The 14,886-nt window shown below is 39.8% G+C and carries 13 protein-coding genes and 1 other annotated feature; of the genes, 9 read left to right on the top strand and 4 right to left on the bottom strand.

From position 1 onward, the window contains the following. Positions 1 to 140: 140 nt before the first annotated feature. The 5 genes from aroK to ACUXZ4_RS09510 all read left to right on the top strand — a co-directional run bounded on the left by aroK (position 141) and on the right by ACUXZ4_RS09510 (position 5,997). On the top strand, positions 141 to 668 hold the full coding sequence (gene aroK / locus ACUXZ4_RS09530; protein ID WP_464972964.1) for a shikimate kinase AroK: 528 nt from the start codon (positions 141 to 143) through the stop codon (positions 666 to 668). A 21-nt stretch (positions 669 to 689) separates the two neighbouring features. Beyond that, complete coding sequence (aroB, locus tag ACUXZ4_RS09525) at positions 690 to 1,778, top strand: 3-dehydroquinate synthase (RefSeq protein ID WP_464972963.1); 1,089 nt, start codon at positions 690 to 692, stop codon at positions 1,776 to 1,778. 11 nt (positions 1,779 to 1,789) lie between these two features. Beyond that, the gene (locus tag ACUXZ4_RS09520) at positions 1,790 to 2,650 is read left to right on the top strand and encodes a Dam family site-specific DNA-(adenine-N6)-methyltransferase (protein ID WP_464972962.1); all 861 of its coding nucleotides are present in this window, start codon (positions 1,790 to 1,792) and stop codon (positions 2,648 to 2,650) included. Between the two features lie 117 nt (positions 2,651 to 2,767). Continuing rightward, a complete protein-coding gene (locus ACUXZ4_RS09515; RefSeq protein WP_464972961.1) occupies positions 2,768 to 4,255 on the top strand; it encodes a nicotinate phosphoribosyltransferase in 1,488 nt (495 codons plus the stop codon). 119 nt (positions 4,256 to 4,374) lie between these two features. Further along, positions 4,375 to 5,997, top strand: coding sequence for a phosphoethanolamine transferase (locus tag ACUXZ4_RS09510; protein WP_464972960.1), 1,623 nt, complete (start codon positions 4,375 to 4,377; stop codon positions 5,995 to 5,997). 38 nt (positions 5,998 to 6,035) lie between these two features. On the opposite strand, the gene ACUXZ4_RS09505 is transcribed toward ACUXZ4_RS09510, so the two are convergent. Further along, positions 6,036 to 6,347: a DciA family protein gene (locus ACUXZ4_RS09505; RefSeq protein WP_464972959.1), complete on the bottom strand. Its 312-nt coding sequence runs from the start codon at positions 6,345 to 6,347 to the stop codon at positions 6,036 to 6,038. A 94-nt stretch (positions 6,348 to 6,441) separates the two neighbouring features. Between ACUXZ4_RS09505 and secM the strand changes: the two genes are divergently transcribed. The 3 genes from secM (at position 6,442) to mutT (ending at position 9,961) form a co-directional block, all read left to right on the top strand. Beyond that, positions 6,442 to 6,741: a secA translation cis-regulator SecM gene (gene secM / locus ACUXZ4_RS09500; RefSeq protein ID WP_464972958.1), complete on the top strand. Its 300-nt coding sequence runs from the start codon at positions 6,442 to 6,444 to the stop codon at positions 6,739 to 6,741. A gap of 64 nt (positions 6,742 to 6,805) precedes the next feature. Beyond that, a complete protein-coding gene (gene secA, locus ACUXZ4_RS09495; protein ID WP_464972957.1) occupies positions 6,806 to 9,511 on the top strand; it encodes a preprotein translocase subunit SecA in 2,706 nt (901 codons plus the stop codon). 45 nt (positions 9,512 to 9,556) lie between these two features. Next, the gene (mutT, locus tag ACUXZ4_RS09490) at positions 9,557 to 9,961 is read left to right on the top strand and encodes an 8-oxo-dGTP diphosphatase MutT (RefSeq protein ID WP_464972956.1); all 405 of its coding nucleotides are present in this window, start codon (positions 9,557 to 9,559) and stop codon (positions 9,959 to 9,961) included. 61 nt (positions 9,962 to 10,022) lie between these two features. On the opposite strand, the gene hisC is transcribed toward mutT, so the two are convergent. The 3 genes from hisC to hisG all read right to left on the bottom strand — a co-directional run bounded on the left by hisC (position 10,023) and on the right by hisG (position 13,614). Next, complete coding sequence (gene hisC / locus ACUXZ4_RS09485; protein WP_464972955.1) at positions 10,023 to 11,075, bottom strand: histidinol-phosphate transaminase; 1,053 nt, start codon at positions 11,073 to 11,075, stop codon at positions 10,023 to 10,025. 3 nt (positions 11,076 to 11,078) lie between these two features. After that, positions 11,079 to 12,365 carry a histidinol dehydrogenase gene (gene hisD, locus ACUXZ4_RS09480; protein WP_464972954.1) on the bottom strand — a complete coding sequence of 429 codons (1,287 nt, stop codon included), beginning with the start codon at positions 12,363 to 12,365 and terminating at the stop codon, positions 11,079 to 11,081. A gap of 349 nt (positions 12,366 to 12,714) precedes the next feature. After that, on the bottom strand, positions 12,715 to 13,614 hold the full coding sequence (gene hisG, locus ACUXZ4_RS09475; protein ID WP_464972953.1) for an ATP phosphoribosyltransferase: 900 nt from the start codon (positions 13,612 to 13,614) through the stop codon (positions 12,715 to 12,717). A 33-nt stretch (positions 13,615 to 13,647) separates the two neighbouring features. Next, positions 13,648 to 13,774 (bottom strand) — a sequence feature (His leader region). A gap of 196 nt (positions 13,775 to 13,970) precedes the next feature. Here hisG and ACUXZ4_RS09470 point away from each other — a divergent pair. Further along, a complete protein-coding gene (locus tag ACUXZ4_RS09470) occupies positions 13,971 to 14,882 on the top strand; it encodes a DUF1266 domain-containing protein (protein ID WP_464972952.1) in 912 nt (303 codons plus the stop codon). Positions 14,883 to 14,886: the final 4 nt, after the last annotated feature.

Genomic DNA, 14,886 nt, shown 5'->3' with positions numbered 1-14,886 from the left:
AAATATTTCCCTTTTAGGTTGAAAAACAGGGCAATTTATTGCGATAATCTCGCAGTTTAGGAGATCTCATTTTATTGAGCTTTGTTGAAGCGATAAGAGATCACATTTTTACTCGAAGAATTTAAAAAAGATAATTAACAATGGCAGAAAAACGTAATATTTTCTTAATTGGACCAATGGGGGCTGGAAAAAGTACCATTGGCCGTCAATTAGCACAACAACTCAGCATGGAATTTATTGATTCTGATACTGAAATTGAAACACGCGCGGGTGCTGATATCAGTTGGATTTTTGATTTAGAAGGCGAAGAAGGATTTCGTAAGCGCGAAGAGCGTATTCTTAATGAGTTGACGCAAAAGCAGGGTATTGTACTTTCAACTGGTGGCGGTGCAGTTGTTTCCAAAGATGCACGTAATTATTTATCTGCACGTGGTATTGTTATTTATTTACAAACAACAGTAGATAAACAATATGAGCGTACTTTGCGTGACAAAAAACGTCCTTTATTGCAAGGCGTGGAAGATACACGTCAAGTATTAGAAGATTTAGCAAAAGTACGTAACCCATTATATGAAGAAATTGCAGACATCACATTACCAACGGATGAGCAAAGTGCAAAAGTGATGGCTAACCAGATTATTGATCTTATTGATAATTTTCATGGCTAATTAAGGATAAAGGTGCCGATAATGCAGTGTGTAAAGGTTGAGTTAAAAGAACGTAGTTATCCAATTTATATTGGTGAGAACTTGCTGACTGATACTTCAGTTTATCCACTGAAATCTGGTGATAAAGTGATGATCGTCACTAACCAGACCATTGCACCTTTATACTTAGAAACTGTTACTCATACCTTGCAACAAATTGGTTGTCAGGTAAGTCATGTGTTGCTTTCTGATGGGGAAAAATATAAAAGTCTTCAATCATTAGAGCAAATTTACACCGCACTTTTAACTGAAAATCATGGACGTGATACCACTATTATTGCTTTAGGTGGTGGTGTTATTGGCGATATAGCAGGTTATGCAGCGGCAAGTTATCAGCGTGGTGTTCGCTTTATTCAAATTCCAACCACATTATTAGCACAAGTAGATTCATCGGTAGGCGGTAAGACAGCAGTAAATCATCCATTAGGTAAAAATATGATTGGTGCTTTCTATCAGCCAGCAGCAGTGATTATTGATACTTTAACGCTTAATAGCTTGGCTAAACGTGAAGTCAATTCGGGACTAGCTGAAGTGATTAAATATGGTGCTATTTTAGATGTGGATTTTTTCCAATGGTTAGAGCAGCATATTGATAGCTTAGTTGCACTAGAACAAACTTCGTTACAATATTGTATTGCCCGCTGTTGCCAAATTAAAGCGGATGTTGTGGCTCGAGATGAAACTGAAAAAGGCGATCGCGCTTTGTTAAATTTAGGTCATACCTTCGGTCATGCCATTGAAACACATCTTGGTTATGGCAATTGGTTGCATGGTGAAGCCATTGCGGCTGGGATGATGATGGCTGCTGCGCTATCGGAAAAATTAGGTCATATTTCTATTGCAGATGTTGGACGCTTAGAAAAATTATTGGCGCGAGCGAATTTGCCAACAGTTAGCCCTGATACCATGCAACCTGAAGATTACTTACCTCATATGATGCGCGATAAAAAAGTATTGGCGGGTAAGTTACGCTTAGTTTTATTACAATCGTTGGGACAAGCTTATGTAGCAACAGACACAGATAAAAACTTGGTGTTAGCCGCTATTGAAGCTTGTTCTCAATTAGATTAGCCCTTATTCAAATGCCAAAATCAGTTAAAGGGAAGGATGTACCAATCGTTAAAAAACATCGCTCATTTTTGAAGTGGGCTGGTGGAAAATTCCGTTTAACTGATGACATTAATCGTTTATTGCCCAAACATAAAAAATGCCTTGTTGAACCTTTTGTTGGCGCAGGTTCTGTTTTTTTAAATAGTCAATTTGAACGCTATGTGCTCGCGGATATCAATCCTGATTTGATCCATCTTTTTAATACGGTTAAACAAGACGTGGATCGCTATATTGACGCATTAAGTCCCATCTTTTTTCATAGCAATGCGAATACAGCGAGCTATTATTACGCGAAAAGAGATGAATTTAATCAATCAACCGATCCTTTCTGGCGTTCTGTATTATTTGTGTATCTCAATCGATTTGGTTTTAATGGGCTTTGTCGTTATAACGCCAAAAATGAATTTAATGTGCCTTTTGGTTCCTATGCAACACATTATTTTCCTGAAAAAGAATTGCGTTTCTTTGCGGAAAAGGCACAAAGTGCGGTGTTTATTTGTGCAGATTTCCACCATACTTTCGCTTTGGCGGATGAAGATTCTGTTATTTATTGTGACCCTCCTTATGCGCCTTTAGAGCAAGATTCCAATTTTACGCAATATTCAGGTCATGATTTTGGCTTACATCACCAGCGAGCATTAGCGGAATTAGCCAAACAAACTCAACAAGAACGCCATATTCCTGTGTTTATATCTAACCATGATACTTCCTTTACGCGTGAGATTTATCGCGATGCTTATTTGCGTAAAATCAGAGTGCAACGCTCAATTAGTCAACGTTCCGATAAACGTATTAAAGTTGGGGAATTGATTGCATGTTTTAAAGTGAAGTAAATGTTACAAATTTTCATTCTATTTTGATTAAAGTTTACACTTTGTGATATATAGCTTTCATTTTTTCTGAAAACTGTTACACTTTCCAAAAAATTATCGATGATAAGGAAAGTGACTATGCAACATAACCCTTCTTCTGCACCTTATGCATTATCTGCAACTGCAATGCCTATTTTGCTATGCGATTTTTATAAAGTTTCTCATCGTGAGCAATATCCTGAACAATCACAGGTTATTTATAGCACCTTCACGCCACGCAGCAATAAACTTGCGCCTCATATTGATCGTGTTGTTTGTTTTGGTTTTCAAGGCTTTATTATTAAGTATCTCATCAATTATTTTAACCAGAACTTTTTTGCTCGCCCTTTAGATGAAATTCTCAATGAATATATTGATTTTATTGACCGCACTTTAGGCATGAAAACAACGGGAGAGCATATTGCCCAATTGCACAAGCTTGGTTATTTGCCTTTGCGCATTAAAGCTATTCCTGAAGGGCAATCTGTGGCGTTAAAAGTGCCAGTAATGACCATTGAAAATACGCATAAAGATTTCTTCTGGTTGACCAACTATATTGAAACGATGATCAATGTTTCTTTATGGCAACCAATGACATCGGCTTCAATTGCCCGTCTTTACCGCAAAACATTATTACAATATGCGCAAGAAACCTGTGATAACCAAGATCATATTCCTTTTCAATCCCATGATTTTTCTATGCGTGGAATGAGTTCGTTAGAAACCACGGAAAGTTCTGGCGCTGCACATTTAACTGCGTTCTTAGGCACTGATACCATTCCTGCGATTTCTTATGTTGAATATTATTATGGCTCAAAAGAACTGATTGGTACTTCCATTCCTGCTAGCGAACATTCTGTGATGAGTTCGCATGGCGTGGATGAATTGCCAACTTTCCGTTATTTAATGAAAAAATTCCCTAACAATATGCTATCGATTGTGGCTGATACAACGGATTTTTGGCATAACATTGGCGTCAATCTCCCTATTTTGAAAGATGAAATTATGGCGCGTCCAGACATGGCAAAAATTGTTATCCGCCCTGATAGTGGTGATGCCATGGATATTTTATGTGGTAATCTCAATGCAGAAACAGAAATTGAACGCAAAGGTTTGATCGAAAGCCTATGGGATATTTTTGGTGGCGTGGTGAATAGCAAAGGCTACAAAGTATTAGATCCACATATCGGTGTTATTTATGGCGACGGTGTGAATTTCGAGAAAATGATCAATATTCTCAATGGACTGAAAACAAAAGGTTTTGCTTCAAGTAATATCGTATTTGGCGTAGGTTCTCGGACTTATCAAAGCAATACGCGAGATACCTTAGGTTTTGCAGTAAAAGCCACTTCCATTATTATTGATGGCAAAGAAAAAGCCATTTTCAAAGCACCAAAAACCGACGATGGTTTGAAAAAATCGCAAAAAGGTCGCGTCAAAGTCTTGGATTGGGATCATTATATTGATGGACTTACCGCAGATGATGATTTCAGTGATGACAAGCTGCAACTCATTTTTGAAAACGGTATGCTACATAATCTCACAGACTTTGACCAAATTCGTCAACGCGTATTCGCTCAATGTTAAAAGTTATACAAAAAGTGCGGTGAAAAAGACCGCACTTTTTTATTGGCAATAGGAACTTTCCTATGTACGAAAAACTCTAAGTGAACGCTTTTTATATGCTTTTATTTTGGAGTTTAGCTATGAAATTGAAAAGACCTGCTGTGTCCTCTTCAATATTAATATTTTGGGTATCACTTTATTTTACTGTGGTACTAAATTATGCCTTTTACCGCAAAGTATTATCAGTCAATCCGCTAACAAATAGTCCAACGGATTATTTTATTTATACCATGCCCTTAGTGATTTTTGTCATTCTTAATGCGGCATTTCAGCTTATTGCAATCCCTGTTCTGCACAAAGTTATCATTCCTTGTTTAATTGTGATTAGCGCTGTTGTTGCTTATAACATGGTCTTTTTCGATATTTACTTTGATGCCACGATGTTGACGAATGTATTGCAAACAAATGCCGCGAAAAGTTTAAGGTTGGTTACCACGAATTTTGTGGTTTGGGTTGTGGGTTTAGGTATTATTCCTGCATTGCTCTATTGCTGGGTGAAAGTGCGCTATCGCCTTTGGTGGAAAGAAAGTGCGGTGCGTTTAGGCTTAATTTTATTATCCGTATTAGTGTTTGCGGGCGTTGCTAAAGTGTTTTATCAAGATTATGCCGCTTTTTTCCGTAACAATAAAAGCATAACCCATTTACTTGTACCTTCTAACTTTATTGGCGCAACCATTAAAAAGAGCAAAGAATGGCGTGAAAACAATATGCCTTATTTGCAACAAGATTTAGCAGTCGCACAAGATAAACCTGATCATTATCGCCATGTTACAGTTCTCATTGTTGGCGAAACGACAAGATCGCAAAACTGGGGATTAAATGGTTATGCTCGTCAAACCACCCCATTGTTAGCGAAACGAGGCGATCAAATCATTAATTTCAAAGATGTATCAAGTTGTGGTACCGCAACCGCGATTTCGGTGCCTTGTATGTTTTCCACATTGGATCGTAAAGATTTTTCTAATACACAAGCAGATCATCAAGACAATTTATTAGATGTGTTGCAACGTGCAAATGTTGATGTGATGTGGTTAGAAAATGATTCGGGTTGTAAAGGCGTGTGTAAGAACGTGCCTAATATGGATGTCACAGAATTAAATTTAGCGGAGTTTTGCCATAATGGCGAATGTTTAGACAATGTTCTATTGACGAAATTTGATGAAATTGTCAATAAAAGCCAACGCGATCTTTTATTAGTGTTACATACGATTGGTAGTCATGGACCAACTTATTATGAGCGTTATTCTCCGGAATATCGCCAGTTTACGCCAACTTGTGATACTAATGAAATTAACAAATGTTCAAATCAAGAGCTTGTCAATACATATGATAATGGAATTTTGTATATTGATCAGTTCATTGACAAAGTTATTGCTAAATTAGAAAAACGTGATGAATGGGAAAGTGCGGTGCTTTATGTGTCAGATCATGGTGAATCCTTGGGCGAAGATGGCGTTTATTTACATTCTGCACCTTATGCGATTGCACCGAAAGAGCAAACAAGCGTTCCTATGGTTATGTGGTTTTCACCAACTTGGCAAAAATATGAAGGCGTTGATTTAGCATGTTTACGTAAAAATGCAGCGGAAAAATCCTATTCTCACGATAATATTTTCAGCACCGTTTTTGGTTTGATGGATATGTCGCATATTAGTGATACTTATCGTCCTGATATGGATATTATTAAGGCTTGCAAGAAATAAAGTAGAAACAAAAAGTGCGGTGAAAAAGACCGCACTTTTTAGCTTAAAGCAGGGTTGATTTTAAACTGGAGGTGTTGGATATGGGGATGACTTTGCTGAATTTGTGTGAGCAATACTTTTTGTTGGAATAAAAAGGCTTGGCGTACCATGGCATTGGCGACTTCAAAATGCAATGTGTCTTCTGTGAAATTAGCAACACGATATAACCCTTTGAATTGACTTGGGAAAACTTTTTGGATATGTTGGTCAAAAGCATAAATTTGTAATCCTTTTTGCATGAGTTGTGCGAAATCGGATTTTTCTAACAACTGTTTCACATTGACTGTTTTTTGATATCTTTTTATGCTCATCGCTTGTTTTCTCGCCAATCATCCCAATATTTAACGACATTGTAACGAATTTTCGCTATAATTTAATTCAATTTTTTTAGGATCCGTAATTTTAATGATGTTAACAAAGGGTAAGCATAGTTTTTGGTCGCAATTATTTATTAGTATGATTGCGATTTTTGCTTTGCCTGATGTGCAAGCCGTTGATAGAACGGAACACTTAAATACCTATCAAAATCAGTCTATTCAGCAACAAACGCTACGAACTATTTATCAAGTTCATCAAGAAAAAGCGCAAGCTGCGCAAATTCAGCAGAGCGGTGTTGTTGCGGTAAAACTCACCGAATTTCAACCGCACTTTGTGGCGGCAATTCATTTCGCACACGCGCCAATTCGTGGTAGCCCTTTGGCATAATTCATCTCATTTTTATCCTTGTGCAATTGCACATTTTATTTTTTATTCAACAGAGAACAGAATTATGTTAAGAACTATTGTGACCAAAATTTTTGGTAGCCGTAACGATCGTATTTTACGTCGTTTAAATAAACAAGTTAAAAAAATCAATGCCTTAGAACCAACTTTTGAAGCATTAAGTGATGAAGAACTGCGGTCAAAAACAGCCGAGTTTCGTGAGCGTTTACAAAATGGCGAAGCCTTAGAGCAGCTCTTGCCAGAAGCTTTTGCGACCGTTAGAGAGGCGAGTAAGCGTACTCTCGGTATGCGCCATTTTGACGTGCAGTTAGTAGGCGGCATGGTGTTGACGCAACGTAACATTGCCGAAATGCGTACTGGTGAAGGGAAAACCTTAACCGCAACCTTGCCTTGTTATTTGAATGCTTTAACAGGTAAAGGTGTTCATGTAGTAACAGTGAATGATTACTTAGCGCGTCGCGATGCGGAAACAAACCGTCCGTTATTTGAATTTTTAGGCATGAGTGTGGCGGTGAACGTGCCAGGCTTGCCACATGATGTGAAACGTGAAGCTTATCAAGCAGATATTACCTATGCGACAAACAGTGAGCTTGGTTTTGACTATTTGCGTGATAATTTGGCACATTCTGCGGCTGAGCGTTTCCAACGTCCGTTACATTATGCCTTAGTGGATGAAGTGGATTCGATTTTGATCGATGAAGCGCGTACCCCGTTGATTATTTCAGGTCCTGCTGAAGACAGTTCAGAATTATATATTGCGATCAATAAATTAATTCCGCTTTTGGTAGAACAAGAGAAAGAAGATAGTGAAGAATTCCAAGGTGAAGGCGACTATTCACTTGATTTAAAACATAAACAAGCGCATATGACAGAACGCGGTCAGGAAAAATGCGAAAAATGGTTAGTTGAACAAGGTTTAATGGGTGAAGATGAAAGCTTGTATTCCCCACAACGTTTAGGCTTGGTGCATCATATTAATGCGGCTTTGCGCGCGCATACCTTATTCCAAAAAGATGTGGATTATGTGGTTAAAGATGGCGAAATCGTGATCGTTGATGAACATACTGGTCGTACAATGGCGGGGCGTCGTTGGTCAGATGGTTTACACCAAGCCATTGAGGCCAAAGAAGGTGTGGAAATTCAAGGTGAAAACCAAACTGTTGCCTCTATTACTTATCAAAACTATTTCCGTTTATACGAGAAATTAGCGGGTATGACGGGGACAGCGGATACGGAAGCTTTTGAATTCCAACAAATTTATGGTTTAGAAACCGTTGTTATTCCAACCAATTTGCCGATGATTCGTGATGATCGCACTGATGTGATGTTTGAAACCGAACAATACAAGTTTGATGCGATTATTGAAGACATCAAAGACTGCGTTGCTCGTCAACAGCCAGTCTTAGTTGGGACCATTTCCATTGAAAAATCGGAATTACTTTCAAATGAATTGAAGAAAGCAGGGATTGCACATAATGTACTGAATGCGAAATTCCATGCGCAAGAAGCAGAAATTGTGGCTAATGCAGGTTATCCAGGTGCAGTAACTATCGCAACTAATATGGCGGGTCGTGGTACGGATATTGTATTGGGTGGTAACTGGCGCGCTGAAATTGCTAAGTTTGAAAATCCAACCGAAGAACAGATCGCACAAATTAAAGCGGACTGGGAAAAACGTCATGAGATCGTAAAACAAGCGGGTGGTTTACATATTATTGGTACGGAACGCCATGAATCTCGTCGTATCGATAACCAGCTACGTGGACGTTCAGGCCGTCAAGGTGACCCAGGTTCTTCTCGTTTCTATCTGTCATTAGATGATGCTTTAATGCGTATTTACTTAAATGAAGGCAAACTAAACATGATGAGAAAAGCCTTCAGTACGCCAGGCGAAGCGATGGAATCTAAGCTATTAGCGAAGGTTATTGCTTCTGCACAAGCAAAAGTAGAAGCGCATAACTTTGATGGTCGTAAAAATCTACTTCAATATGATGATGTGGCGAATGATCAACGTCATGCCATTTATGCTCAACGTAATGAATTATTGGATAATGGCGATGTATCAGAAGCGATCCAGGCTATTCGTGAAGATGTATTTAATGCAGTGATTGATGAATATGTTCCACCACAATCGTTGGAAGAACAATGGGATATCCCAGGATTGACATTGCGCCTACAACAAGATTTTGCGCTTGATTTACCGCTTCAACATTGGTTAGAAGAAGATAACCAATTTGATGAATACAAATTACGTGATCGTATTTTAGAATCAGCGGTAAGTGAATACCAACGTAAAGAACAAATGGTTGGCGAAGAAACCATGCGTAATTTCGAGAAAGGTATTATGTTGCAAACTCTTGATGAATTATGGAAAGAACATTTGGCTTCAATGGATCGCTTACGTCAGGGAATTCATTTGCGTAGCTATGCGCAAAAAGATCCAAGACAAGAATATAAGAAAGAATCTTTTGCCATGTTCACCAATATGTTAGATGCGTTGAAATTTAGTGTGATTAGAACATTAAGTCGTGTTCAGGTTCGTACGCCAGAAGAAGTTGAACAAGCGGAACGTGCTTATCAAGAAGCAGCAGAGCGTCAAGCACAGGCTATGCAATATAATGGTGCTACTGAAGAGCAAAATGAACAAGTCGCCATCGCTGAAAATGAACGCAAGATTGGTCGTAATGAACCTTGTCCTTGTGGTTCGGGCAAAAAATATAAACATTGCCATGGCAATCGCGCGAGAGTATAAAAAAGTGCGGTAGAAAATACCGCACTTTTACTCACAGGATCTAATATGAAGAAAAAAATCGTTCAAGTTGCCGCAGGCATTATTCGTAATGAATTTGGGCAAATTTATCTTACGCAGCGTTTAGAAGGGCAAGATTTTGCACAAGCCTTGGAATTTCCGGGGGGGAAAGTTAATGCTAATGAAACGCCTGAACAAGCGCTAAAACGCGAGTTGGAAGAAGAGATTGGTATCCATGTGATAAGTGCGGTGCTTTTTGAACAATTTTTATTTGAATATCCCAACAAGGTTCTCCATTTTTATTTTTATCTGGTTGAACAATGGGTGGGTGAACCTTTCGGACGAGAAGGACAATCAGGCTTTTGGTTAGATCAAACGGAATTGGACGCAGGGCAATTCCCGCCAGCGAACGCCAAATTAATTCAACGCTTATTAGCAGAAAAAGTGCAGTAAAATCCACTGCACTTTATGCAAAAAATATCCTTAACAAAAGTACGCCAAGGCGTACTTTTGTTTATATGGCTTTAATAGCTTGCAAGGTTTTTTCCATTTCGGACTTTGAGCCAATGGTAATTCTAATACAATTTGCTAATCCTAATGCTTTATGCTGATTGCGTAAGATAATGCCTTGCTCCCAAAGCGTATTGAAGACTTTTTCCCCATCTTTGAATTTCACTAATATGTAATTGCCATCACTGCGATAAACTTTTTCCACAATTGGTAGTACTTCCAGTTGTTCAATAAGTGCGGTGCGATTTTGTAAAATTTCTTCTACTCGCTGTTGCATTGCCTCAATCCCAGCCGATTGCAAGGCTTGGGTGGCAATATCTGCCACTGGCACGGGCAAAGGGTAAGGGGCGATGACTTTTTGTAGCACGTTGATCAACGCTGGGTTAGCAAGGGTAAAACCACAACGCAAACCAGCCAAGGCAAAGGCTTTGGACAGGGTGCGGATAATAGCGAGATGCGGATAATGTTTCAGCTCCGTTGCCATTGTTGCTTGGGGGCAGAATTCGATATAGGCTTCATCCACCACCACAATGGCTTTGTTTTTCGTCATTTCTAATAAGGCTAACAAATCTGCTCGATTGACGAGGGTGCCTGTTGGGTTATTGGGGCTACACACAAACACCACTTTCACGTCCGCCAAATTGCGTTCGATTTCGGCTAAATTCAGTTGGAAATCCGCAGTCAGCGGCACGGTTTTTGAGGTGATACTGCAGGTTTCCGCACTCACGGCATACATTCCGTAGGTTGGTGGGCAATACAGCACGCTGTCGTCGGCCTCACAAAAGGCACGAATAATTAGCTCGATACTTTCATCGCCCCCACGGCTCACCAACACATTGTCCACGCTAACGCCAGCGTATTTGGCATACCCCTCAATCACCGCTTGCGGCTGTGGTTCAGGGTAGCGGTTAAAGGTTCGTTGGGTTAAATCAAAATCTGGCGAGGTTGGATATTCATTGGCATTTAACCAAATATCTCCCTTTCCCCCTAATCGCCGAGCCGATTGATAGGGCGTTAAGGCTTGAATATTTTTGCGTGAAAGTGATGAAATTGACATCAATTACTCCTGTTCCAATTTGGTTAAACGAATTGCCACGGCTTGCTTGTGAGCTTCTAACTGCTCGGCTTCTGCCATTAACATTACGGTTTCTGCAAGGTTTTTAAAGCCTTGTGGCGTGAGTTCTTGCACCGTCATTCGTTTGCTGAAATCGGCTAAACCTAAACTTGAATGAGTGCGGGTGTAGCCGTAGGTCGGCAGAACGTGATTAGTACCGCTGGCGTAGTCGCCCATACTTTCAGGGGAATACGCCCCTAAGAAAATCGAGCCTGCGTTATCTAAAAAAGGCAGTAAATTGCGTGGATTTTCGATTTGCACCACCAAGTGTTCAGGGGCGTAGGCATTGCTAATTCGGGCAGATTGTTGCAAATCATCAGAAATAAAAATGCGACTATGCTCAAGGGCTTTGCGAGCGGTCTCTTGGCGTGGGAGCAAGGCAAGTTGGCGTTCAATCGCTTGTTCGGTTTGCTGGGCAAGGGCTAAGCTGTCCGTCACTAAAATCACTTGGCTATCTGCCCCGTGTTCCGCTTGAGAGAGCAGATCGCTTGCTACAAAATCAGGATCCGAAAATTCATCGGCAATCACTAGCACTTCGGAAGGGCCTGCAGGCATATCAATCGCCGTGCCATTCATCATCACTTGGCGTTTGGCTTCGGTAACAAACGCATTGCCCGGCCCGAAAATTTTATCCACTTTTTGCACTGTTTCAGTACCATTTGCCATCGCAAAAATAGCTTGGGCACCACCAATGGTATAAATGGTTTCTACCCCACATAAATGAGCGGTATAAAGAATTTCATCGGCAATCGGTGGCGGCGAGCACAGCACAATTTGTTTGCAACCTGCAATTTTGGCAGGCACGGCAAGCATCAACACCGTCGAAAAGAGCGGAGCAGAGCCACCTGGGATATACAAGCCCACTTTTTCAATTGGGCGAGTTAGCACTTGGCAACGCACGCCTGCTTGGGTTTCAATATCCACTTCTTGATTTTTCTGCGCTTGGTGGAAGCGTTCAATATTGCCTTTGGCGGTTTGAATCGCTTTGCACAATGTTGGCGAGATCCGCCCCCTTGCAGCGGCAATTTGCTCTTCAGAAATGACAAGGCTGTTCAGTTTTACCTTATCGAAGGTTTCCGTCAGTTCAAACAACGCTTTATCGCCATTCGCCAGCACATTGGCTTTGATCTCATTCACTGCCACGGTAATTTGGTTGCCCACTGTTTGTGCAGGGCGTGAAAGTGCGGTTTGTTTTTCGGTTTCTGTTAAGTTATTCCAAATCAGTGTTTGCATTTTTTAACCCTAAGTTTTTATAACGATCTTTAGAATTTATTTTCCCTTCTGAGTTGCCCGCTTGTGATGAAATTTTTAGGTTAATTTTGAGTGTTTGAGCCAACGGAGTTGGCGAGTTGCAAAATTAGCCGTTAAAAAATTTCATCTAAGAGCGGAATAGCAACGAAGTAGGGTTGCCTTTCTTTTGGTTACTTTTACTCGCCTTGCTCGCCCTTCGGGCTGTTGCCTAAAGGCAACATTCAAATGTTTTCACATTTGTCTTTGGCAACGCAAAGACAAAATCCGTAGGATTTTGAACGTTGGTTTCGCCAACGGCACGTAGTGCGAACTTGTGAGTAAAAGTAACAAGCTATTCCATCATTTTCTCAATCGGCAGTACCAAAATAGAACTTGCCCCAATCTCTTTTAATTTCTCCATTGTCTCCCAAAACAGATTTTCTTGGCTGACAACGTGCATTGCGACTTTTTGCTCGTCTTGGGCTAGCGGTAAAATCGTTGGATTTTCTGCCCCTGGCAGAAGTGCGGTAATTTCCGCTAATTTGTCTTTTGGGGCGTGGAGCATAATGTATTTCGATTCTGCCGCTTGTTGTACCCCTTGAATGCGAGTGAGCAATTTATCCACAAGGGCTTGTTTTTCGGTATCTAAAGCGGTTGCTCGTTGAATTAAGCAAGATTTTGAACGATAAATCACTTCCACTTCTTTTAAACCGTTAGCTTCTAAGGTTGCACCTGAAGACACCAAATCACAAATGGCATCGGCAAGCCCTGCTCGTGGTGCGACTTCCACTGATCCTGTCAGCGAACAGGTTTTAAAATTTACTCCTTGCTGTTGCATATAACGTTTGAGCAAATTCGGGTACGATGTAGCAATACGGGCATTTTGTAAGTCGTTGATATTACGATAATGATCATCTTGTGGCACGGCGATAGACAAACGGCAACCGCCGAAGTCTAAACGGCGGAGCAGTTTATATTCCACCGTTTCGCCACTGGCTTGGCGATCTAATTGTGCTTCTTCCAACACGTTTTCGCCCACAATCCCAAGATCGACCACGCCGTCAAACACTAAACCTGGGATATCATCATCACGCACTCGCAAAATATCGATCGGCATATTTTCTGCGTAAGCGATAAGGCGTTGTTCTTGTAGATTAATTTTGACCCCACATTGTTTGAGTAAGGCTTGGGATTCTTGGCTTAAACGCCCTGATTTTTGCATTGCAATGCGTAATCTTGTTGTATTTGTCATATTTTATCCCTTGTATTATTGTAATTTTAGTTAATAAAAAACCTCTCGAAATCACTTCCGAGAGGTTGATGAATTGGGTTTGCCGCACACTCGGAAGAATTTTATCTTCCAAGCATTACAAAGCGCCTGAAAGATAAATCAGGTTTTGTAATGATGATGAAAAGCGCGGTTAAAAATCATGTTGTTTTCCTAATTGGTTAATTGCTATTCAACTTACTGCAAAAAAATGAGCTTGGCAAGAATTTTTTTGTCTTTTTATTAGTCGTTAAAATTAAAAACGAAAATAAAATAGCTAAGTTGTTCTTTTTTTTGACATTATGTTAGAGTTAAAGAAGTTTGAATTTAAGGAGAACAGTATGAAACTTGTACGAAGTCTAATGATATTTAGCATTATGTGGTATGTGATGTTTGAACTTGGCCTTTATGAAACGTTGGAAAATGCCACTTTTCTAGGTAAATGGTTGCCGATTCTCATCATTGCTATGTTTGGACTTTATGTCGTTTTTCAAGCCATTTGGGCGATTATGAAGAAAGTCATGGAAAATTCAGATGTGAAAGTGCCTTTCCAAATACTGTATACAAAAACGCCAAAATTACTTATCAATAGTGCTAACGAAGAAAAAGCTGTTTTAGCGAGCGTTTTATACGAATCTAGTGATATCGCAATTACGGATAATAAAAATCTTAAAAAATTAGCAGAGAATCCTTATTTTCAACCAGAGCATCGCGTTAAAGCTGGAGAATTCTTCTATATTAATGCGTTAGAGTATGCGACAGATCCATTGCAAAGTGGTGGTTTAAAGGATAGCTTTGAATTATCTTGGGAAATTAAAGATAGTGAATCAGCGATTGAAACTATTGAGGGGCTGTGGGAAGCTGTAAATGATGATCTAAAAGTAATGTTAGCGTCTGCTGATATTGAGGAAATCGATAATCTTATCACTGAATTTGGAATGAATTTTACTCCAAAGGCGAAACAAACCAATGCAGCTGCTTTCCATTTAATCAGATTAATTTGGGTAGCAAGAGCAAGCTATGCCTGTGGATATCTTGATGAAGATGAATTACGAAAACTATTAGCTACAACGGGAGAATGTATCGATGCCAATTATGCTAGCTGGCAAGAATTAGCTTACTCTTATTTAGTTTCTTTTGTGTCTTGGGCGATATCGGCGGAACAAGAAAAATATTTTATAAGAGAAAGAGTACTTTGCGTAAAAGAATGTTTAGAAAATCGAGTTAGTCCATTAGTGAAACATCCGTTCTAAACGC

The sequence above is a fragment of the Reella acinonychis genome, from assembly GCF_052828705.1.
This window is presented reverse-complemented; position numbering and strand designations above follow the sequence as displayed.